Source organism: Ruegeria sp. AM9 (assembly GCF_056540565.1).
In genome coordinates this window covers 448,668-469,508 of sequence record NZ_JBQFWY010000002.1, presented here as the reverse complement: position 1 = coordinate 469,508, position 20,841 = coordinate 448,668, and the positions used below count along the sequence as shown (strand labels likewise).

Annotated in this window: 24 protein-coding genes; 11 read left to right on the top strand and 13 right to left on the bottom strand. The window is 61.1% G+C overall.

Annotated elements, in window-relative coordinates; genetic code table 11:
* Nucleotides 1–66: 66 nt before the first annotated feature.
* The 5 genes from ACR0DO_RS07185 to upp are packed head-to-tail and all read left to right on the top strand — an operon-like array spanning nt 67 to nt 4,591.
* Nucleotides 67–459 (top strand): cytidine deaminase, encoded by a 393-nt coding sequence (locus ACR0DO_RS07185; RefSeq protein ID WP_480557453.1) that lies wholly within the window; start codon nt 67–69, stop codon nt 457–459.
* A gap of 4 nt (nt 460–463) precedes the next feature.
* A complete protein-coding gene (locus ACR0DO_RS07180; RefSeq protein WP_480557451.1) occupies nt 464–1,771 on the top strand; it encodes a thymidine phosphorylase in 1,308 nt (435 codons plus the stop codon).
* On the top strand, nt 1,768–2,979 hold the full coding sequence (locus ACR0DO_RS07175; protein ID WP_480557449.1) for a phosphopentomutase: 1,212 nt from the start codon (nt 1,768–1,770) through the stop codon (nt 2,977–2,979). The genes ACR0DO_RS07180 and ACR0DO_RS07175 overlap by 4 nt, the downstream gene beginning before the upstream one ends.
* Nucleotides 2,976–3,962 (top strand): adenosine deaminase, encoded by a 987-nt coding sequence (locus tag ACR0DO_RS07170; protein WP_480557447.1) that lies wholly within the window; start codon nt 2,976–2,978, stop codon nt 3,960–3,962. Before ACR0DO_RS07175 ends, ACR0DO_RS07170 begins: the two co-directional genes overlap by 4 nt.
* Nucleotides 3,959–4,591 (top strand): uracil phosphoribosyltransferase, encoded by a 633-nt coding sequence (upp, locus tag ACR0DO_RS07165; RefSeq protein ID WP_170443013.1) that lies wholly within the window; start codon nt 3,959–3,961, stop codon nt 4,589–4,591. Before ACR0DO_RS07170 ends, upp begins: the two co-directional genes overlap by 4 nt.
* Before the next feature lie 3 nt (nt 4,592–4,594).
* On the opposite strand, the gene ACR0DO_RS07160 is transcribed toward upp, so the two are convergent.
* The gene (locus tag ACR0DO_RS07160; RefSeq protein ID WP_170443015.1) at nt 4,595–5,611 is read right to left on the bottom strand and encodes a hypothetical protein; all 1,017 of its coding nucleotides are present in this window, start codon (nt 5,609–5,611) and stop codon (nt 4,595–4,597) included.
* A gap of 140 nt (nt 5,612–5,751) precedes the next feature.
* Here ACR0DO_RS07160 and ACR0DO_RS07155 point away from each other — a divergent pair, with 140 nt between their 5' ends.
* The 3 genes from ACR0DO_RS07155 (at nt 5,752) to ACR0DO_RS07145 (ending at nt 8,268) form a co-directional block, all read left to right on the top strand.
* Entirely contained in the window at nt 5,752–6,678 is a 927-nt protein-coding gene (locus tag ACR0DO_RS07155) for a DMT family transporter (RefSeq protein ID WP_480557444.1), read from the top strand.
* Complete coding sequence (locus tag ACR0DO_RS07150; protein WP_480557442.1) at nt 6,675–7,337, top strand: sulfotransferase family 2 domain-containing protein; 663 nt, start codon at nt 6,675–6,677, stop codon at nt 7,335–7,337. The genes ACR0DO_RS07155 and ACR0DO_RS07150 overlap by 4 nt, the downstream gene beginning before the upstream one ends.
* Before the next feature lie 175 nt (nt 7,338–7,512).
* Nucleotides 7,513–8,268, top strand: coding sequence for a Hint domain-containing protein (locus ACR0DO_RS07145; protein WP_480557440.1), 756 nt, complete (start codon nt 7,513–7,515; stop codon nt 8,266–8,268).
* 65 nt (nt 8,269–8,333) lie between these two features.
* On the opposite strand, the gene ACR0DO_RS07140 is transcribed toward ACR0DO_RS07145, so the two are convergent.
* The 8 genes from ACR0DO_RS07140 to ACR0DO_RS07105 form a co-directional block, all read right to left on the bottom strand.
* On the bottom strand, nt 8,334–10,535 hold the full coding sequence (locus ACR0DO_RS07140) for a 3-hydroxyacyl-CoA dehydrogenase NAD-binding domain-containing protein (RefSeq protein WP_480557438.1): 2,202 nt from the start codon (nt 10,533–10,535) through the stop codon (nt 8,334–8,336).
* Complete coding sequence (locus tag ACR0DO_RS07135) at nt 10,528–11,016, bottom strand: cupin domain-containing protein (protein WP_480557436.1); 489 nt, start codon at nt 11,014–11,016, stop codon at nt 10,528–10,530. Before ACR0DO_RS07135 ends, ACR0DO_RS07140 begins: the two co-directional genes overlap by 8 nt.
* Nucleotides 11,016–12,227, bottom strand: a complete 1,212-nt coding sequence (locus ACR0DO_RS07130; RefSeq protein ID WP_480557434.1) for an acetyl-CoA C-acetyltransferase — start codon at nt 12,225–12,227, stop codon at nt 11,016–11,018. The genes ACR0DO_RS07135 and ACR0DO_RS07130 overlap by 1 nt, the downstream gene beginning before the upstream one ends.
* 11 nt (nt 12,228–12,238) lie before the next feature.
* On the bottom strand, nt 12,239–12,877 hold the full coding sequence (locus tag ACR0DO_RS07125) for a glutathione S-transferase family protein (protein WP_480557432.1): 639 nt from the start codon (nt 12,875–12,877) through the stop codon (nt 12,239–12,241).
* 281 nt (nt 12,878–13,158) lie between these two features.
* A complete protein-coding gene (locus tag ACR0DO_RS07120) occupies nt 13,159–13,371 on the bottom strand; it encodes a hypothetical protein (protein WP_170443028.1) in 213 nt (70 codons plus the stop codon).
* A 53-nt stretch (nt 13,372–13,424) separates the two neighbouring features.
* Nucleotides 13,425–15,206, bottom strand: a complete 1,782-nt coding sequence (locus tag ACR0DO_RS07115) for an acyl-CoA dehydrogenase C-terminal domain-containing protein (protein WP_480557430.1) — start codon at nt 15,204–15,206, stop codon at nt 13,425–13,427.
* 46 nt (nt 15,207–15,252) lie between these two features.
* Nucleotides 15,253–15,654, bottom strand: coding sequence for a MerR family transcriptional regulator (locus ACR0DO_RS07110; protein ID WP_480557428.1), 402 nt, complete (start codon nt 15,652–15,654; stop codon nt 15,253–15,255).
* 274 nt (nt 15,655–15,928) lie between these two features.
* Nucleotides 15,929–16,297, bottom strand: coding sequence for a MerR family transcriptional regulator (locus ACR0DO_RS07105; protein ID WP_421598132.1), 369 nt, complete (start codon nt 16,295–16,297; stop codon nt 15,929–15,931).
* A gap of 114 nt (nt 16,298–16,411) precedes the next feature.
* Between ACR0DO_RS07105 and ACR0DO_RS07100 the strand changes: the two genes are divergently transcribed.
* The 3 genes from ACR0DO_RS07100 to ACR0DO_RS07090 are packed head-to-tail and all read left to right on the top strand — an operon-like array spanning nt 16,412 to nt 18,672.
* The gene (locus ACR0DO_RS07100) at nt 16,412–16,831 is read left to right on the top strand and encodes a PaaI family thioesterase (protein WP_480557425.1); all 420 of its coding nucleotides are present in this window, start codon (nt 16,412–16,414) and stop codon (nt 16,829–16,831) included.
* Nucleotides 16,831–17,349, top strand: coding sequence for a PaaI family thioesterase (locus ACR0DO_RS07095; RefSeq protein WP_480557423.1), 519 nt, complete (start codon nt 16,831–16,833; stop codon nt 17,347–17,349). Before ACR0DO_RS07100 ends, ACR0DO_RS07095 begins: the two co-directional genes overlap by 1 nt.
* A gap of 6 nt (nt 17,350–17,355) precedes the next feature.
* On the top strand, nt 17,356–18,672 hold the full coding sequence (locus ACR0DO_RS07090) for an MATE family efflux transporter (protein WP_480557421.1): 1,317 nt from the start codon (nt 17,356–17,358) through the stop codon (nt 18,670–18,672).
* Here the strand turns inward: ACR0DO_RS07090 and arsC are convergent.
* The 4 genes from arsC to ACR0DO_RS07070 are packed head-to-tail and all read right to left on the bottom strand — an operon-like array spanning nt 18,669 to nt 20,828.
* On the bottom strand, nt 18,669–19,010 hold the full coding sequence (gene arsC / locus ACR0DO_RS07085) for an arsenate reductase (glutaredoxin) (RefSeq protein ID WP_480557420.1): 342 nt from the start codon (nt 19,008–19,010) through the stop codon (nt 18,669–18,671). The two genes, ACR0DO_RS07090 and arsC, sit on opposite strands and share 4 nt — an antisense overlap.
* Nucleotides 19,007–20,065, bottom strand: coding sequence for a quinone-dependent dihydroorotate dehydrogenase (locus tag ACR0DO_RS07080; RefSeq protein WP_480557418.1), 1,059 nt, complete (start codon nt 20,063–20,065; stop codon nt 19,007–19,009). Before ACR0DO_RS07080 ends, arsC begins: the two co-directional genes overlap by 4 nt.
* A complete protein-coding gene (locus ACR0DO_RS07075) occupies nt 20,062–20,493 on the bottom strand; it encodes a DUF1330 domain-containing protein (RefSeq protein WP_480557416.1) in 432 nt (143 codons plus the stop codon). Before ACR0DO_RS07075 ends, ACR0DO_RS07080 begins: the two co-directional genes overlap by 4 nt.
* Entirely contained in the window at nt 20,490–20,828 is a 339-nt protein-coding gene (locus tag ACR0DO_RS07070; protein WP_480557414.1) for a DUF952 domain-containing protein, read from the bottom strand. Before ACR0DO_RS07070 ends, ACR0DO_RS07075 begins: the two co-directional genes overlap by 4 nt.
* Between the last annotated feature and the right edge of the window lie 13 nt (nt 20,829–20,841).

Here is a 20,841-nt window from a genome sequence, read left to right as displayed (position 1 = left end):
ACTCCCCGGAGGGTTTCATTTAGGGTATGCCTTTCTGACCAGATGATCAAAAATTGGGGAATCGCCATGACTTTGAAAGACGCCGCATTGTCTGTCCGGGAAAAAGCCTATGCGCCCTATTCCAATTTCAAGGTCGGCGCGGCGATCCGGTCGGCGTCGGGCGTGGTTTATTCCGGCTGCAATGTTGAAAACGTGGCCTATCCTGAAGGCACCTGTGCCGAGGCCGGAGCCATCGCCGCCATGGTCGCTGCGGGCGAACAGAGCCTGACTGAGGTTTACGTGGTCGCGTCCTCTCCGCAACCGGTGCCGCCCTGCGGGGGGTGCCGCCAGAAACTGGCCGAATTCGGCAAGCGTGATGTCAAGGTGACCCTGGCCACGGTTGACGGGGCCGAGCTCGAAACCACCATCGGCGACCTGCTTCCGGGGGCTTTCGACGCCTCGCATATGGAGGACGCCTGAGCCCATGGACGCCCGTTCGATCATCGCAAAACTGCGCCGGGGGCAGGTGCCCACCGGCGCGGAACTGACGTGGTTCGCGCAAGGTTTGGCCGATGGCGGCGTCAGCGACGCGCAGGCCGGAGCCTTTGCCATGGCCGTCTGTATGGGCGGGCTGGGCGCGCAGGGGCGCGCCGATCTGACAGTCGCCATGCGCGACAGCGGCGACGTGCTGAGCTGGGATTTCGACGGCCCGGTGATCGACAAACACTCGACCGGTGGGGTGGGCGACAGCGTTTCACTGGTGCTGGCCCCGGCGCTGGCTGAACTCGGCGCATATGTTCCGATGATCTCGGGCCGGGGGCTGGGCCATACCGGTGGTACGCTGGACAAGCTGGAATCCATTCCCGGCGTCAGCACCCAGATCGGGCAGGAACGTCTAACCCAGATTCTGCGCGACACCGGGGCAGCTATTGTCGGTGCGACGGGGCAGATTGCACCTGCGGATAAGCGGCTTTATGCGATCCGCGATGTGACGGCGACGGTGGAAAGCCTGGACCTGATCACTGCCTCGATCCTGTCCAAGAAACTGGCCGCCAGCCCCGAGGCACTGGTGCTGGACGTCAAGGTCGGTTCCGGCGCGTTCATGAAGACGCTGGAGGATGCCTGCGGTCTGGCGCGCGCCCTGACGGAAACGGCCAATGCGGCGGGGTGCCGGACCTCGGCCGTGATCACCGATATGCACCAACCTCTGGCGCCTGCGCTGGGCAACGCGCTGGAAGTGGCCGAGGTGATGAAGGTGCTGACCAAGGCGTATGACGCGCCGCTGGCCGAAATCTCGGCCGAGTTGGGCGGGGTGCTGCTGGCCGATGCAGGTATGTTCGCAACCGCTGACGAGGGGCGTGACAAGATCACTGACGTCATCCGCGACGGTCGCGCTGCCGAGCGGTTCGGCCGTATGATGGCCGCCGTGGGTGGGCCGTTGCAATTTGTCGACAACTGGTCCCGCTACCTGCCCGAAGCCAGCGTGATCCTTGAGGTTCCCGCCGAAACCGGCGGTTACATCACGGCATTGGATGGTGAGGCCTTAGGCCTGTCCGTGGTCGCGCTGGGCGGCGGTCGGCAAGTCGAAGATGACGTGATCGACCCGGCAGTTGGCCTGTCGGATATTGCCCGGCTGGGTGACAGGATCGACAAGGGTGCGCCGTTGGCGGTGGTCCATGCGGCGCGTGAAGACGCCGCGCGACGGGCCGCTGAGGCGGTGAAAAAGGCCATAACAATCAGTCCAGATGCAGGCCAGATGCCGGTACTTGTACATGAAAGGATCCTATCGTGACCCGCGCCTTTCTTGTCGTGATGGATTCAGTAGGCATCGGCGGCGCGTCGGATGCTGATCGGTTCTTTAATGGCGAAACTCCCGATACTGGCGCGAACACTCTGGCCCATATCGCACAGGCCTGCGCCGAAGGGCGGGCCGAGCAGGGGCGTTCTGGTCTGCTGAACCTGCCCAATCTGGATGCGCTTGGTTTGGGGGCCGCGACGCGTTTGGCATCGGGCGCGGAGACACCCGGATTGCTGACCGAACCCAGAGGTTTGTGGGGGTGCGCGCGCGAGTTTTCTCCGGGCAAGGACACGCCCTCGGGCCATTGGGAACTGGCCGGGCTGCCGGTTCCGTGGGACTGGCACTATTTCCCGGACAAAACGCCGTCCTTTCCCGCCGATTTAAGCCGCGCTGCTGCCGAGGCCGCCGGAACTGACGGCATTCTGGGTGACTGTCATGCCTCGGGCACAGCGATCATTGCCGAACTGGGGGCCGAGCATATGCGCACGGGATGGCCGATCTGCTACACCTCGGCTGACAGTGTCTTTCAGATCGCTGCGCATGAAGAGAGCTTTGGCCTCGACCGCCTGCTGGACATGTGCAAGGCGCTGGCTCCGCGTCTGCATGAAATGAAAGTGGGGCGGGTCATCGCACGGCCCTTTGTTGGCTCGCCCGAACAGGGTTTTGCCCGCACCACAAACCGCAAGGATTTCGCCATCCTGCCGCCTGCGCCGGTCCTGACCAACTGGGCGCAGGATGCCGGGCGGCGCGTACACGCGGTGGGCAAGATCGGCGACATCTTTTCGATGCAGGGGATCGATACGCTGCGCAAGGGCTCGGATGCCGAGCTTATGGGTCACCTGTCCGATCTGGTCGATGAGGCCGAAGAGGGCAGTCTGACCTTCGCCAATTTTGTCGAATTCGACAGCCTCTATGGCCACCGCCGCGACATCAGCGGTTACGCCCGCGCGCTGGAGTGGTTCGACCGCGAGATCGGTGCCATTTTGGCTCGGCTACGTCCCGGCGACCTGATGCTGCTGACTGCCGATCACGGCAATGATCCCAGCTGGATCGGCACCGACCACACGCGCGAACAAGTGCCCGTACTGATCGCCGGGCACGGCGCTGGTCAGATCGGCGCGATCAATTTCGCCGACGTTGCCGCCAGTATCGCGGCTCACTTGAACATTCCGGCACAAGGGCCGGGGAAGAGTTTCCTATGACCGTCGCTGACCTACCCAAGATCGAACTTCACCTGCACCACGAAGGCGCGGCGCCACCTGCGTTCATCCGTCAGCTGGCGCATGAAAAACGCATCGACCTGAGCGGGATTTTCAAACCTGACGGCAGCTATGACTTCCGCGACTTCGCGCATTTTCTCAGCGTTTACGAGGCTGCCTGCGAAGTGTTGAAAACCCCCGAAGATTTCCGTCGTTTGACGATGGCGATCCTCGAGGAAAGCGCTGCCAATGGTGTGGTCTACTCTGAGACCTTCCTGAGCCCCGATTTCTGTGGTGGCGGCGACCTGCACGCCTGGCGCGATTATCTGAATGCCATTCAGGATGCGGCGGATGAGGCCGAGCGCAAGTTCGACATCACTCTGCGCGGCGTCGCGACTTGCGTGCGCCATTTCGGGCCGGAACAGGCCAAACGCAGCGCCTATTGCGCCGCCGAGACCGCGGGGGACTGGATCACCGGATTTGGTATGGGCGGCAACGAATCCTTTGGCACGCAGGGCGACTACAAATGGGCCTTCGATTGCGCCCGCGAGGCCGGGCTGCGCCTGACCACCCACGCCGGAGAGTTCGGCGGGCCCGAAAGTGTGCGTGATGCGTTGCACGATCTGGGGGTCGAACGTGTGGGTCACGGCGTTCGTGCCATCGAAGACCCCGACCTGATCCGCGAACTGGTCGACCGTGAGGTGACGCTTGAGGTGTGTCCGGGCTCGAACATAGTTCTGGGCCTGTTTCCGGATTTCGCGGCGCATCCGATTGCCCGGTTGCGCGACCACGGGGTCAACGTCACTATCTCAACCGACGACCCGCCGTTTTTCCACACCACCATGCGGCGTGAATATGAGATGTTGAGCCAAGCCTTCGGCTGGGAGGCCGAAGACTTTGCTGCCCTGAATGAAACGGCCCTGAACGCGGCCTTCTGTGATGAAGACACCCGTGCGCGGGTCAAGAAAAGACTGGAGAGAACATGAGCGAACACCTGACCGTCGTTGATCACCCGCTGGTGCAACACAAGCTGACGCTCATGCGGGACAAAGGCACCTCGACCGCCGTTTTCCGGCAGTTGCTGCGCGAGATCACGCTACTGCTGGCCTATGAGGTCACGCGTGAGCTGAAGCTGACCACCCGCCACATCGAAACCCCGATGGAGGAGATGGATGCGCCCATTCTGGCAGGCAAGAAACTGGCGCTGGTATCGATCCTGCGCGCCGGCAACGGCATGCTGGACGGGGTGCTGGAACTGGTCCCCTCGGCGCGTGTCGGGTTTGTTGGTCTGTATCGCGACGAAGAGACGTTGAAACCGGTGCAGTACTACTTCAAAGCGCCCGAAGGGTTGAAGGACCGTCTGGTGATTGCCGTTGATCCGATGCTGGCCACCGGCAACAGCTCAGCCGCGGCGATTGACCTGCTGAAAGAGGCTGGTGCCACCGATATCCGTTTCCTCTGCCTGCTGGCCGCACCCGAAGGCGTGGCGCGCATGAAAGAGGCGCATCCGGATGTGAAAATCGTCACCGCTTCGTTGGACCGCGAGTTGAATTCGAAGGGTTACATCATGCCCGGTCTTGGCGATGCCGGAGACCGGATGTTCGGCACCAAGTAACGCCTATTCTCCGCAGATATTCTGCAGCCGGACCCAGTCGCGGTCCGGCAGAACCTGTTGCAGGGGGCGGCCCGCCATCGGGTCTGCCTCAATCAGGCCCAGCACTGTCTCACCGGTGACATCCATCGCATAGGCATAGGGCGTTGACGGCAGCGCGGCTTGCGCAAACACGTCCAGCAGATCGTCATCGGGCAGGGCCGAGCGTGGTTCGGCCAGCACTTGCTCGGTGTAATTGTCGACAATCTCGGGCGTCAGCTCGCCGGTCGTCAGCAGGCGGAAGGCGGTTGTGACGCCAGTGCGGTCCAGCAAATCGTCCAGCGGGTCCTGCGCCTGGTTTCGGGCGCGTTCGGCTATGATGTACCCGGCTGCGACCGAGGGGTCCTCGTGATCCTCGACCAAGGCCCGGTTCAGCAGAACGATGCCGCCCGGCAGGCTGAGGCTGGTCTGCACCCCGGCGGGCAGAATGATGACCTTTCGCACCCCGGTGCGTGCGGCCAGTTGGTCCAGCGCCGCCTCTGCGCCCTCGGAGGTGCAGCCTCGTCCCGACACCCGCTCGATCCGGTGCAGGATCGCGTTGCCGATGTCCTGGCGTTTGATCTCGGGCACGACCGAGACGACGTGGTTTTGCAAAGCCGACGGCATCCACAGCAACAACAGCGCGGCCACGGCGGCCACCACGCCCGCGACGCTGAGCCAGCGCAACCGCCCCGGATGCGGCCGCGCCCGGTCGATGGCCCGTTGCAGGCGGTCGATGGCCTCGATCATCGTGGTTTCGGTTTCGGCCAGTTCCAGCGTTTCGTCCCGGTCGCCATCGGGGTTGAAGATCGCCGGAAACACACCCGGATTCTGCCGTTCCAATGCAGCCAGAGACCAATGGGTCAGAGCCTGTTCGTTGAAATCCGAGATCGTCAGCGTGGCCTCACCAAGCGACACCACGACTTCTCGCCGCTGTATGTCGGGCGAGGGGCGCCACAGACCGGTGGCTTCGATCCGCTGGTACTGTTTAAGTGCCGTCTTCAAGATGAGGTATGCTCGTGATTATTTTGGCTTAGCTTAGCATGGTAAAATCCAAAGGCGCAAACCTGTTGCGCCCGGATTGTGAAATGTGCTGGATAACACCAAGCGCGGCATTCCATGCCGCTTTTCAACCGGGGCTTCGAATGCAGGCGGACACTCAGACCTCACCGATTTTGGCCTCGGTCCTGATGGTTGCTGCGATGGCAATCATCGGGGTCATCGACAACGTCGTGATCCTGCTGTCCGAAACGATTGGCCTGTGGCAATTTCACCTGAGCCGCGCCCTGCTGATGCTGCCGCTGATTGGTGGCCTGTCCCTGTTGGGGATGGGCAGTTTGCGCCCGCAGCGGCTGGGGCCGGTCATCCTGCGCAGCGTTCTGATCACACTGGCAATGCTGTTTTATTTTGCCTCGCTGGCGTTGATGCCGATTGCGCAGGCGCTGGCGGGGCTGTTCACCTCACCGATCTTCGTGCTGCTGATCTCAGCCGTTGCGATGGGGCAAAGGATCGGCCCGTGGCGCATTCTGGCCGTTCTGATCGGGTTTGCCGGCATCCTGTGCGTGTTGCAGCCCAACCCCTATGAATTCGACGCCCAAACCCTGCTGCCCGTGGCCGGAGGGTTTTTCTATGCGCTCAGTTCCATCATCACGCGCACCCAATGCGCGCAGGAAAGCACGGTGGCGCTGCTGGCGGCGATGATCCTGACCCTTGGGCTGGCCGGGGCGATTGGCCTGACCGTGTTTTCGACCCTGCCGCATTCCTTTGCTGACGGTTTCGTGACGCGAGGGATGGTTTGGGATATGCAACCGGCGCTGAAATGGATCGTCGTGCAGGCGGTCGGGTCGACGATAGCGGTTTTTATGCTGATCAAAGCCTATCAGATCGGTGAAACCTCTTATGTCGCGGTGTTCGAGTATTCTGTGATGATCTTCGGCCCTTTGTTCGCTTGGGTCGCGCTGGGGCAGGTGATCGGCGTCATGCAGATCGCCGGGATCGGGCTGATCGCCGCAGCCGGGGCGCTGCTGGGCTGGCGGTCCAGGCGCGCTGGCGCATTGGGAGAGTCAGCGTGATCATCTCGCGCGGGCGCGGCTATGTGTTCGTTCACATCCCCAAAACGGGCGGCACGTCGCTGGCGCAGGCATTAGAGCAGCGGGCGATGAAGGATGACATCCTGTTCGGAGATACACCCAAGGCCGTGAAGCGCCGCAAGCGGGCCAGGGCGCTGACGGGCAGGGGGCGGTTATGGAAACACTCCACGCTGGCGGATATCGACGGGGTTCTGACGATTGAGGAGCTACAGGCCATGACCGCATTCACCCTGGTGCGCAACCCGTGGGATCGGATCGTCAGCTATTACCACTGGTTACGCGCGCAGAGCTTTGATCACATGGCGGTCTCGCTGGCAAAGTCACTGCCCTTCGATGGGTTTGTGCGGCATCCCGACATAGGGCGATCTTTCCGGCTGCACCCAGCCCGCCGTTACATGACCCGCGCCGATGGGGTCGAGCAGTGCAGGTTTTTTATCCGATTGGAGCATTTCGAACAGGACGCGGCCCCCTTGTTCCACCATCTTGGATTCCATGTGACCTTGCCCCACCTCAACCCGTCCGGGCGGCATGCAGATTACCGCAGTTACTATTCCGACCAGTCAGCTGCGGCCGTTGCCGAAGCCTGTGCCGAGGACATCGCCAGATTCGGATATGCATTTGATCCACCGCAGGGCGTATAGTTTCCAGATTGAGTCCAATGCCGTTAACACTTGAATTGTTGTTCATATTTTGCGGGATTGGCGGGCCTGAAATGGTCTAAATTGGGCCATAATATGTCAAAAATAAGTCGCGCCGCCAAATCCTGTGATACTCATTAACCTTAGTTTTTGTGTGTAATAGGTGGGTGGGTTCTTGTTGAAAATTGAGAGTGTCATAGATTTTGCCGAAAGGTCTGAATACCAGGGGAACGCCAAGCCACAGGCTGCGCTGAACGCGCGCCGGGGTGGGCTGGTACATGGGACCAAAGTTGCAACAAAAGGTGGGTGGAAACTGGTCGAAGAACTGCGGGCCGGTGACCTCGTTCGTACTTTGGACAATGGTTTCAGGCCGGTAAGTCGTGTTGCGACAGATTGCATCACGGTGCCGCCCGATGAAGCCAACGCCGAGAACATGCCGATCCGGGTACCGGCACAAGCGGCCTATAACGGCCGTCCGGTGTGGCTGATGCCCGAGCAGGGCGTCGCATTGGACAACACCAAGCTGGGTCATGATCCGATCGCTCTGCCCGTCAACCTGCCGATTGTTTCGGCCAGATTGCTGACCGGCATGTTCCGGATCACCTCGGATGTGCCTGCCTCTTATTTTGACATCAGCACCCTGTTCTTCGACCAAGACGAGGTGATCTATGTTGAAGGCGGATTTCGGGCTTTTTGCCCTGCGGGCCGCTTTGGATCAGGCAGCCTCTCGGGTGAGGCAGCGTATGAGGTTGTTGTGGGTGAGGCCGCTGCGGATTTGATTTATCTGACGGCAAGGCGCGGCGATATTGGCGTTCTGGCCAATTCCCTGGGTTCGCTGCCTGCGCCGGTCTTTGATCATCCGATTGTTCCGGTGAGGCCGGTCAGGGGTGCGCGTCGGCCCGGACGGCCGGGTCGGCCTGCGATGATGATCTGAAGGGGGGACTATCTGAACCTACAAGGTGACGCTGGCGCATGGGGGGCATGCGCCAGCGTTTTTGTTTAGGCAGCCTTGGCTTCGGGGGCGAAGCGACCATAGAAGCTCTGGCCCTTTTCGGCCATCTCGCGCAGCAGCGGCGGGCAGGCAAAGCGCTCACCGTAGGCCTCGGTCAGCTGGTCACACCGCTCGGCCGCGTAGGGCGTGCCGATGATGTCCAGCCAGCTCAGCGGGCCACCCGACCAAGGCGCAAAGCCCCAGCCAAGGATCGCGCCGACATCGCCCTCGCGGATGTCTTCCAGAACGCCTTCTTCCAGCGCGCGGACCGCTTCCAGTACCTGCGCGAACATCAGGCGTTCCTGCACTTCGATCAGGTCCGGCTGGTCTTTGGCGTGCGGATATTTCTCCTGCAGGCCTTTCCAGTATTCGGTGCGCTTGCCCTTGTCGTCATAGTCGAAGAAGCCAGCGTTGGCCTTGCGGCCCAGACGGCCCTGTTCCTCCATCCAGAAGATCAGATCGTCCGACGGGCTTTCCGGGTAGGCGTCGCCCATCGCCGCCTTGGTGGCCCGGGCAATCTTGGCGCCCAGATCGATCGAGGTCTCGTCGGTCAATTGGATCGGCCCCACCGGGAAGCCCAACTGGCGCGCGGCGTTGTCGATCAGCACAGGGTTCACGCCCTCGGCGATCATCCGAACACCTTCGTTGATGTAGGGAATGATGCAACGGTTGGCGTAGAAGAAGCGCGCGTCGTTGACCACGATCGGCGTTTTCCTGATCTGCCGGACGTAATCCAGCGCTTTGGCCACCGCGCGATCACCGGTTTCCTTACCCTTGATGATTTCGACCAGGAACATCTTTTCGACCGGTGAGAAGAAGTGGATGCCGATGAACTGTTCGGGCCGAGCCGAGGCTTTGGCCAGATCGGTGATCGGCAGGGTCGAGGTGTTCGAGGCAAAGATGCAATCCTCAGGGATGATCGCCTCGACCTTCTTGGTCATCTCGGCCTTGACGCCGGGGTCTTCGAATACCGCCTCGATGATCAGATCGCAGCCTTTCAGGTGCTCCAGATCAGGGGTGGCGGTGATGCGGGCCAGCAGCGCGTCTTTCTTCTCAGCCGTGGCTTTGCCGCGCTTGATACCCTTGTCCATATAGCTTTCGCTATAGGCTTTGCCCTTGTCGGCGGCTTCCTGATCGCGGTCGATCAGAACAACCTCCATCCCGGCTTGGGCTGAGACCAGCGCAATACCGGCCCCCATCATGCCCGCGCCCAGAACGCCGACTTTCTTGACCCGCTGATCGGGCACATCCTTGGGACGCACCGCGCCTTTCTCCAGCGCTTCCTTGTTCAGGAACAGCGACCGGATCATTGCCGACGAGGACGGGTTCATAAGGACATTGGTGAACCAGCGCGCTTCGATTTTCAGGGCGGTGTCAAAGTCGACCAGCGCCCCTTCGTAGATCGAGCTCAGCAGAGCCTTGGCCGCCGGGAAGGCGCCTTGGGTCTTGCCGTTCACCATCGCGTTGGCGCCAACAAAGGTCATGAATCCAGCGGGGTGGTAGGGCGCGCCGCCGGGCATCTTGTAGCCCTTCGCGTCCCAAGGCTTGACCAGATCGGCGTCCTTGGCGTTCAGAACCCATTCCTTGGCCGCAGCGACCGGATCATCGGCAACCGCGTCGATCAGTTGCGCGCCCTTGGCTTTCTTCGGGTCCATCATCTTGCCTTCCAGCAGGACGGGGGCCGCAGCCATCGCGCCCACCATGCGGCTGAAACGCATGGTGCCGCCGCCGCCGGGGAAGATGCCCAGCAGGATTTCCGGCAGGCCGATCTTGGCTTTGGGGTTCGAGGTCATGACGCGGTGGTGACAGGCCAGCGCGATCTCGGTGCCGATACCGGCGCAGGTGCCGTTGATGGCACAGGCGATCGGCTTGCCGCCCTTCTTGGTCTTGGGGTCCATGCCCGCCAATTCCATCTTGCGCAGGATGTGGTGGCCGCCCATGACAAAATCAAACAGCGCCCGCGCCGGTTCATCACCCGCTTCCTGACGGATTGTGGCCAGCGTGTTCAGGTCCATACCGCCAGCGAATGAGCCTTCTTTGCCCGAGGTGATGACGATGCCTTTGATCTCGTCATCGTTCAGCGCCTGGTCGATCAGTTGGCTGACCTCCTGAAAGGCCTCGCGGGTCAGGACGTTCATGGATTTGCCCTGGGCATCCCAGGTAACAAAGGCGACGCCGTCCGCGTCTTTGCTCAGAGTGAAATCAGTCATTGTCATCTCCAATCTGGTCAGCCGTCAGCGGGCTGCCATCTTTGCGGGTAAAGGCGAAGCCATCTGGGTCCATCTTCACCATCATGTCTATGTCGCTGTAATAGCCGGTCTCGGTCGGGGTCCGTGTGCCCACCACAAGGAATGTCGCGGGCGCATCGGTTCTGTTCACAAGGTGATGGCCGTTCGCCTCACCTGCGGGCCAAGCGGCGCAGTCGCCGGGCAGCATCTCATGCTCACCATCGTCGTCGATCAGCACGCAGGTGCCAGTCAGCATGATGGCAAACTCGTCCTGCTCCATGTGGTAATGACGCAGCGAAGACATGCCCTGCGGCTCAAGCCGCACGATGTTGACCCCGTACTGAGTCAGCCCGCCCGCATCACCCACACGCTGCACGAAACGACCCGCGGTCGCCTCGGCCAGCTTGCCGGGATAGGTCGAGCCGCCCTTGAACGGGATCTGAGAGAGATCCAGCTTGGGCATCAGACTCGCTCGATAATAGTTGCTGCACCCATGCCGGACGCGATGCAGAGCGTGGCCAGACCGGTTTCCTTGTCCTGACGCTCAAGCTCATCCAGCAGCGTGCCGATGATCATCGCACCGGTCGCGCCCAGCGGGTGCCCCATCGCAATCGAGCCGCCGTTCACGTTGACCAGTGCAGGATCAACATCAAACGCCTGCTGGAACCGCAGCACGACCGAGGCGAAGGCCTCATTTACTTCGAACAGGTCCAGATCGCTGATCTTCATGCCGTTGTCGGCGAGGATTTTCTCGGTCACCGGAACCGGACCAGTCAGCATGATGGTCGGGTCGGTGCCGATCTTGGCGGTTGCCTTGATGCGGGCGCGCGGCTTCAGGCCGTATTTCTCGCCGAATTCCTTGTTGCCAATCAGAACGGCCGCAGCCCCATCCACGATGCCCGAGCTGTTGCCCGCATGGTGGATATGATTGATCCGCTCAAGATGCGGGTATTTCAGCATCGCCACCTTGTCGAAGCCCGGCATCTGCTCACCCATCATCTGGAAGGACGGGTTCAGAGCACCAAGCGACTGCATGTCAGTGCCGGGGCGCATGTACTCGTCGCGGTCCAGAATGGTCAGGCCGTTCTGATCCTTGATGGTGATGACCGATTTCTCGAACCGGTTGTCTTCCCAGGCTTCTGCTGCACGTCTCTGCGATTCCACCGCCAACGCATCCGCGTCGTCCCGGCTGAACCCATATTCGGTCGCGATAATGTCGGCCGAGATACCCTGCGGCACGAAATAGGTGTCCATCGCCAGCGTCGGATCAACGGCAATCGCTGCGCCGTCGCTGCCCATCGCCACGCGGCCCATCATCTCGACGCCACCCGCGATATAGGCTTCGCCTGCGCCGCCTTTGACCTGGTTTGCCGCCAGGTTCACGGCCTCCATACCCGAGGCGCAGAAACGGTTGATCGCCAGACCGGGGATCGATTGATCCAGATCCGAGGCCAGAACCGCCGAGCGCGCCAGACAGCCGCCTTGCTCCATCACCTGCGTGACATTGCCCCAGATCACGTCCTCAACGGCGTGGCCGTCCAGATTGTTACGCTCTTTCATTGCGTTCAGGGTCAGGGCGGACAGGCGCACCGAGGTTACCTCGTGCAGGCTGCCATCCTTGCGGCCCTTGCCGCGCGGGGTGCGCAGGGCGTCATATATGTAAGCTTCGGTCATGGGTCTTCTCCTTAAGCTCGATCCGACGGTTTGCCGGGCATCAGGTCATATGGGTGTTTCCAGCCGGGCTGTTCTCTGAGGCGCGTCAGCCAGGCGTCGATATGGGGCCAGTCGGCGCGGTCAAAGCCGAATGGTTCCGGGTAATAGAGGTAGCCGCAGCAGCTGAGATCGGCGTTGGTCACGCCGTCGCCGACGATCCAGTCGCGGCCCTCAAGGTGGCTGTTCAGGGTTTCATAAGCAGCTTTGAGGCGGCCTTGGTTGAAACCGATGACGTCCGCATTACGGTGTTGCTCGGGCAGGAAGTTCATCAGAAACCGCGTCATTCCGGCCATCGAACTGAGCTTGTGATTGTCCCACAGCACCCAGCGAAAAATCTCGTAATTCTCATCGCGGTCCTTGCCGCCGAACTTACCCGATTTCTCGGTCACATAGGCTTGGATTGCACCGGATTGTGTCGTGCGGAATTCACCGTCGATCATGACCGGTGCTTCGCCCATCTCATTGACCCCGGCCCGGTATTCGGGCGTTCGCGTTTCACCACTGAAGAAATCCACAAAGACGGGCTCCCAATCCAGCCCGGACATCTCTAACGCCAGCGCGGCTTTGTACGAGTTCCCGCTCTCTCCGAAACAGTGAAGTTTGATGGTCATGCGATCGCCCCTCCCGTGGCGCGCGTGGATACGTTGGAATTGAGTATTTTTGAAAAGATGAAGCTCGGACGGTAACCCTTTATCAACCACGTTCCTTTTCAATGGTTGTGCGGTACAGGCTGGAGAGCCGATGACCGCAAAAGGTGAAGTCGTCCCTGTCCTGATGGCGAGTGCGCCCGGTGGCAGGGACGCATCACATTTTCATCTTTTCGAAAATACTCCCGCCGGAGGCTTCCGGCATTGCGATTTGGCGCAGTCACATGATCTTTTGTTGCCAGTTGTCATCTTTTGCGCGCCTCAAGCTCAGAATTGAAGGTCCGTAGGCGGTGGGTCAGGTTCTCCTCGTTTATGACGCTGTTGAAGTTTTCGAACAGGAAAGAGAGCGCCTCGCCTTCGTCCAGACCGGCTTCCCGAGCAAAAGCCCTGAGCTTGCGATAGCCGTCCTCGGTCATGGCGACCGGAAAGCGGCGGGTCAGGCGAAAGCGTTTTGGCATTGGGTCTCCTCCGAGAACCGGCTCCGGGGTGGGGCCCCGGAACCGGAAAGTGATCAGAAGTTGGCAGCCTCCAGCGCCATCACCGTGTCTGCGCCCGTTTGAATGCGCGACAGATGCAGTGCTGTGGCCGGCAGGCGGCGGGCCATGTAGAAACGGCCGGTGTTGATCTTGGTCTCGTAGAACTCTTTGTCCGAGGCTCCCCCGTCCAGCGCGTCTTGCGCGGCCTTGGCCATCTGCGCCCACATCAGGCCAAGGCAGACATGGCCGAACATGTGCATGAAGTCATATGAACCGGACAGTGCGTTGTTCGGGTTCTTCATGCCCTCTTGCATGAAATACATGCCAGCAGCCTGCAAATCCTTGGAAGCGGCTTTCAGCGGTTCGATGAAGGCCTTGTCATAAGCATCGTCTTTGCCGCCGTTTTCCTTGCAGAAGGTTTTGACCATGTCGAAGAAGGCCATGACGTGCTTGCCGCCATCCTGCGCCAATTTGCGGCCAACAAGGTCCAGCGCCTGAACGCCGTTGGCACCTTCGTAGATCATCGCGATGCGGGCGTCGCGGGTGTATTGCGACATGCCCCATTCCTCGATGTAGCCGTGGCCCCCGTAAACCTGCTGCGCCTGAACGGTCATGTCATAGCCCTGATCGGTCAGGAAGCCCTTGATCACCGGCGTCAGCAGCGAGATCAGCCCGTCCGCATCCTTGTCGCCCGAGCGGTGCGCCTTGTCGATCATGGTCGCGCCCCACAGGATGAACGCGCGTGCGCCTTCGGTGAAGCTTTTCTGGTCCATCAGGTTGCGGCGGATGTCCGGATGCACGATGAGCGGATCGGCCGGGCCATCGGGGTTCTTCACGCCGGTGACGTCGCGCCCCTGCAGGCGATCCTTGGCATACTCCAAGGCGTTCTGGAACGCGGCCTCGGCCTGCGACAGGCCTTGCATACCCACGCCCAGACGCGCTTCGTTCATCATTGTGAACATGGCGCGCATGCCTTTGTGTTCCTCGCCCAGCAGCCAGCCGGTCGCCTCGTCATAGTTCATGACACAGGTCGAGTTGCCGTGGATGCCCATCTTTTCCTCGATCTTGCCGACCGAGACACCGTTGCGCTCACCCGGTGTGCCGTCTTCGTTGACGATGAACTTGGGTACGATGAACAGCGACACGCCTTTGATACCTTCGGGGCCGCCGGGGATCTTGGCCAGCACCAGATGGATGATGTTGTCGGCCATGTCGTGGTCGCCGGACGAGATGAAAATCTTCTGGCCGGTAATCTTATAGCTGCCGTCGTCCTGCGGTTCCGCCTTGGTGCGCATCAGGCCCAGATCGGTGCCGCAATGCGGTTCCGTCAGGTTCATGGTGCCGGTCCATTCGCAGCTGACCATATTCGGCAGATAGGTGTTTTTCTGCTCTTCCGTGCCATGCGCCAGAATGGCCGAGGCGGCGCCGTGGGTCAGGCCCTGATACATCACAAACGCCTGGTTCGCGCCCGAGAACATCTCGCCCACCGCAGTACCGATCACATAGGGCATGTTCTGACCGCCATACTCTTCCGGCATGTCGAGGCCAGTCCAGCCGCCTTCCTTCATCTGCTCGAAGGCGTCCTTGAACCCGGTAGGGGTGTAGACGATGCCGTTTTCCAGCCGGCAACCTTCGCTGTCGCCGACCACGTTCAGCGGATGCAGAACGTTGGTGGCAACCTTGCCTGCTTCTTCCAGAACCGCGCCGGTAAATTCGGCCTCCAGTTCGCTATAGCCTGGAATATCGGATTCCGAGACTTTCAGCACATCGTGCAGAATGAACTGAGTGTCTTTGGTTGGCGCGTTGTAGACGGGCATTTGAAGCTCCCTTAAATTCAGATGTCCGGGGATTGAGCCGCAGGGGTTAACCGACGGCCCTTTTCTCGTTGTTGATTGAGGCGATGACTTTTTCGCCCCAGCGCAGCTGCTCTTTCAGATCGTCAATGGCTTGCGTCAGCTCCTCACGGCGGGCTTCCATGTCGGATAGACGTTCGCGTGCGATTTCAATCGTTCGGACCATCTGGGTCTTTTGTTGGTCACCCACATGGTACAGATCCAGCAATTGCCGGATCTCTTCCAGACTGAAGCCGAAACGCTTGCCGCGCAGGATCAGTTTCAGGCGCGCCCGGTCGCGTTTGGTGAACAGGCGTTTCTGGCCCTCGCGGATCGGAAACAAAAGTTCCTTTGCCTCGTAAAAACGCAAGGTGCGCGGCGTGACCTCGTAGGTCTCGCACATTTCACGGATGGTCATCAGGTCTTCGGTCATGGTTTCAGCACTCTCGTCACTGGCGTCTATCAAAGTCAGGTGCGCAGTCGATGCGCACGTTACAACACGTAGATGACGTTCACGTAATGCAAACGCTACGTCACATTGAAAGTTGACGTAGCATCCTTTCGCGTCAAGGTGCCTGATGTGCGGGTTTTGGGAATTGACGTAACGGAATTTCAGCCGAAGGCGCCGGGTATCTGGTGAGAAAACACAACCGTACGGCCCAGGGGCCGCAATGCCCGCGCGTTAGTCGTCAGAAAAAGAGGGTGGGTCAGCCCAGCAACTTGGCGGTCTGGTCACGCAGGCGCTGGAGCTCGTCCATCGCCTCATCCAGTTGCTGCCGCTGCTTCTGCAGTTCCGGCATCTGTCGGTCAGCCAGTTTTATGAACTCGGCCATCTGGGCCTGATTGCCCTGATCTTCGTAGATCAGCAGCCATTGGCGAATCTCTTCCAGCGAGAATCCAAACAGGCGTCCGCGCATGATTAGTTTCATCCGCGCGCATTCACGGGGGCCATAATACCGGCTGCGGCCTTCGCGTTCCGGCTGAAGCAGCTCGATATACTCGTAGTAACGCAAGGTGCGCTTGGTTACGTCGAACTCTTCGCACATCTCGTTTAATGACAAACGGTTGTCGGTCATTCTCGGCCTCCTGGGCCGCAAACTAGGCCGTCGTCACGGCAAGCGCAACAGGTGGTCTTGCTCTTTTGCAAGGCACAGGCTCATAAAGAAAGAAATCAAGGGGGACCCCACGACATGGTCGATAAAGTAGAAATTGCGCGCCGATTCATCGAGGCGATCCCGCACGCCAAGGCGCTGGGGCTGAAGCTGACCACAATCAGCGACGGTGAGGCCGCGATTTCGATGCCGTACAATGCCGATCTGATCGGAGACCCCAGAACCGGTGTCATCCATGGAGGTGCCGTGTTTGCCGCGTTGGACACCTGCTGCGGTGCGGCCGTCATGTGCCACCCGTCGGCGCCCGGAGGGACTGCCACGATTGATTTAAGGATCGACTACATGCGCGCCGCAACGCCGGGGCAGAACATCACCGCTCATGCCACCTGCTATCACATCACCCGCAATATCGCCTTCGTCCGGGCCACGGCGATGGACGAGAATCAGGACCTTCCCGTAGCAACCGCCGCGGGGTCCTTTACGGTGGAGGGTCTGTGATGGCGCGTCCCCGTCCCGAACCGATGCAGGTGGTCAAGCAACGCCGCGACGCGGCCCTGAACGCAATTGTCGAAGGGGTGCCGTATATCCGGTTCCTGAATATCACGTTTGACCGGCGCGGCGACGAACTGACCGGAGTGCTTAATTTCGATGACAAGCTGATTGGAAACCCCTTGCTGCCTGCCTTGCACGGTGGGGTCACCGCGGCGTTCCTTGAGGTCACCGCCGTCATCACACTGAGTTGGGAGTACTTCTTTCCCAAGATCGAAAGCGGAGAAATCGAGGCGGAAGAGCTGTTCAAGGCCGACTCGGTGCGCTTTCCCAAGACCGTCGATTTCACCGTGGATTACCTGCGTTCGGGCCTGCCGCGCGATGCGTATGCGCGGGCTTTTGTCAGCCGGTCCGGTCGGCGTTATGCCTCGGTTCGGGTCGAGGCTTGGCAGGACAATCACGCGCGTCCGATTGCGCAGGCGACCGGGCATTTCCTGATGCCGCAGTCCAAACCCAAAGCGGGGTAACTTATCGTGCAGACTGCTTCGGCACCTCTCACCCATAAACGGGTGCTGAAGATCGCGGTGCCGATCGTACTGTCCAATGCGACGGTACCCATTCTAGGTGCCGTCGATACAGGTGTCGTCGGCCAGATGGGGCAGGCGGCGCCCATCGGTGCCGTGGGCATGGGCGCGGTTATTCTGGCGACGATCTATTGGATCTTCGGCTTTTTGCGCATGGGGACGACGGGGCTGGCTGCGCAGGCGCGCGGGGCTGGGGATACCGCCGAGACCGGCGCCTTGCTGATGCGCGGGCTGCTGCTGGGCGGTGCGGCCGGGCTGTTCTTTATCCTGACGCAAATCTGGGTGTTCTGGGGCGCGTTCGCCCTGTCGCCCGCCAGCCCCGAGGTCGAGTCGCTGACGCGGGATTACCTGCAAATCCGCATCTGGGGCGCACCGGCTACGATTGCTATTTATGCGGTGACCGGCTGGCTGATCGCGGTCGAGCGGACACGCGGCGTGTTCCTGTTGCAGGTCTGGATGAACGGGCTGAATATCCTGCTGGACCTGTGGTTTGTGCTGGGGCTTGGCTGGGGCGTCGAAGGTGTCGCCATTGCCACGCTGATCGCCGAATGGACCGGGTTAGCGCTGGGCTTATGGCTGTGCCGCGATGCGTTTCAGGGCAACCAGTGGCGTGACTGGCCCCGGATATTCGATGCGGCCCGGCTGCGGCGGATGGTGCAGGTGAACACGGATATCATGATCCGTTCGGTCCTGCTGACCGGGGCGTTTACCACGTTTCTGTTCGTTGGCTCTGATCTGGGCGATGTGAACCTTGCAGCCAATCAGGTGCTGCTGCAATTCCTTGAAATCACCGCCTTTGCGCTGGATGGTTTTGCTTTCTCTGCCGAGGCCCTGGTCGGCAGCGCCGTGGGTGCGCGCGACCGGTATCAGGTGCGTCGCGCGTCGATCATGGCCTCGCAATGGGGTGTGGGCGGAGCGTTTGCGCTGGGCGCTGTGTTCTATCTGGCCGGACCGACCCTGATCGACCTGATGACCACCTCGCCCGAGGTGCGGCTGGCCGCGCGGGATTATCTGATCTGGGCCGCTCTGGCCCCGGCGATCGGGGTGGCGAGCTGGATGTTCGACGGCATCTATATCGGGGCCACATGGACCCGCGCCATGCGCAACGCGATGATTCAGTCGGTCGCGATCTATATCGTCGCGCTGTTCATTCTGGTACCGACGCTGGGCAATCACGGGCTGTGGGCCGCGCTGATGGTCTTGAACATCGCGCGCGGTATCACATTGGGCTGGCGTTATCCCCGGCTTGAGGCGCAGGTGGCTTAAAGCAGCGTCAGCAGGTTCTCGGGCGGACGTCCGATGACGGCCTTGTCGCCGGCAATAGCCAAGGGGCGCTCGATCAGGATCGGGTTCTCGGCCATGCCAGCGATCAGGTCATCTGCGGGCGTGTCCTTGGTCAGGCCCAGTTCCTTGAATCGCTTTTCTCCGGTCCGCATCATGTCGATGGCATCGATACCCGGCCGATCCAGTACCGCACGGATCTCATCCGCCGAGGGCGTATCCTCAAGGTATTTGCGCACTTCGACCTGCGCGCCGTTCTCTTCCAGCAGCGCCAGCCCGGCGCGGGATTTCGAACAGCGCGGGTTGTGCCAATATGTGATCACAGCCAGTTCTCTCTTTTACTTCCAACGGCTTGCGCGACAGAGTTGAACCCGCCCCGCGCCAGCAACTCATCCAGACCCTGCGCGATATCAGCGGCCAGTGAAATCCCGCCATAGACCAGCGCCGTGTAAAACTGCACGGCGGACGCTCCGGCGCAAATCTTGGCATAGGCTTGTTCCGCATTGCTGATGCCGCCCACGCCGATCAAGGGAATTTTCCCCTCGGTCAGTTGGCTGAGCCGCGCCAGAACCCGCGTCGATTTCTCGAACAGCGGGGCACCGGACAACCCGCCCATTTCGCCCTTATGGGCGCTGTGCAACCCGTCACGGGACAGGGTGGTGTTGGTGGCGATCACCGCATCCACACCGGTTTCCGAGGCAACCTCGGCGATGTCCTGCAATTCCGCCTCGGTCAGGTCAGGCGCGATCTTCAGGAAAATCGGGATCGGACGCGGCAGCGTGTTGCGCGTCTCAATGACACCACCCAGCAGCGCGCCAAGCGCCGCCTTGCCCTGCAGATCCCGCAGCTTCTCGGTGTTGGGGGACGAGACATTGACCGTCGCGAAATCCAGATGTGCGGCGCAATGGGCCAGCACTTTGGCAAAATCGCCGGGCCGGTCGTCGCTGTCCTTGTTCGCGCCGAGGTTCAGACCGATGACCGCGTCTTTGGGGCGGTTGGCGAGACGGCTTGCCATCACCTCCATGCCTTCGTTGTTGAAGCCAAAGCGGTTGATGGCGGCCTTGTCTTCGGACAGGCGGAACAGGCGGGGTTTTGGGTTGCCGGGCTGCGGGCGCGGAGTGACGGCGCCGACTTCGATGAACCCGAACCCGGTGCGGGACAGAGGGGTTAGCACCTCTCCGTTCTTGTCGAACCCTGCGGCCAAACCGACCGGGTTGGGCAGGTTCAGACCGGCCACCTGGGTTTTTAACCGGGGTGAGGTCACCGGTCCGGGCATCGGGGCCAGCCCGGCCTTCAATGCCTTGATCGACATGCCATGAGCGGTTTCGGGGTCCATCTTGTGCAGGACGGCAAGCCCCAGTTTCTCGGTCAGTTTCATCCGAAAGTCTCTCCACCTTTTGCCGGTGCGCAGCGGATCAGGCGCGAGGTTTCAACCGCCGCCTGCCGATGTATGACGGCTGTCTGGTAAACCGGGTCGGTCACCATCTCCAGGAACGCGTGTGCCGTTGGATAGCGGGCGATGAACACCTCGTCCCATGCCTCATCCTGCGGGCCGATCAGCGTGGTTTGATATGCGCCGCGCCACAGGATCGACGCGCCCAGCCGCGCGATGATCGGGGCGGTCTCGGCACCATAGTTGCGATAGGCCTGCGCGCCGGTCAGCCCGGCCTCTGCCAGTTCGTGCCCGGCGGGATAGGCGGCCTTGTCACGGAACTTCACCAGATTCAGCATCTCGATCGGGTGATCGCGGTCCAGTTCCTTGAACGCCTCGAACTGCGCGCGGTCGGGGTCGATGAACGCGGTCATGCCATCTCTGCCGGGAACTGGTGCACTTGCCCGTCAAAGGGCAGGGGGCGTGACCACACGATATCCGTCATGCGAATCTGACGGTAGAGATGCGGGAACAGGGCGCCGCCGCGCGACACCTCCCATTTCAGGTCCTCACCCATCGCCTCAGCGTCGCAGGCCAGTAGGGTCAGCCCCTCGACCCCGGCGAAATGCTTGGCTGCGGTCTCGGCGGCCTGTTCGGCGGTCGAGAAATGGACATAACCGTCGGATACATCAATCGGCGCGCCGTCCGAGGCACCCTGATTCTGCAAAACGGCCCATTCGTCGGCCCGGAAAATCTTGTAAATCAGCATGAGGTGGTGATGC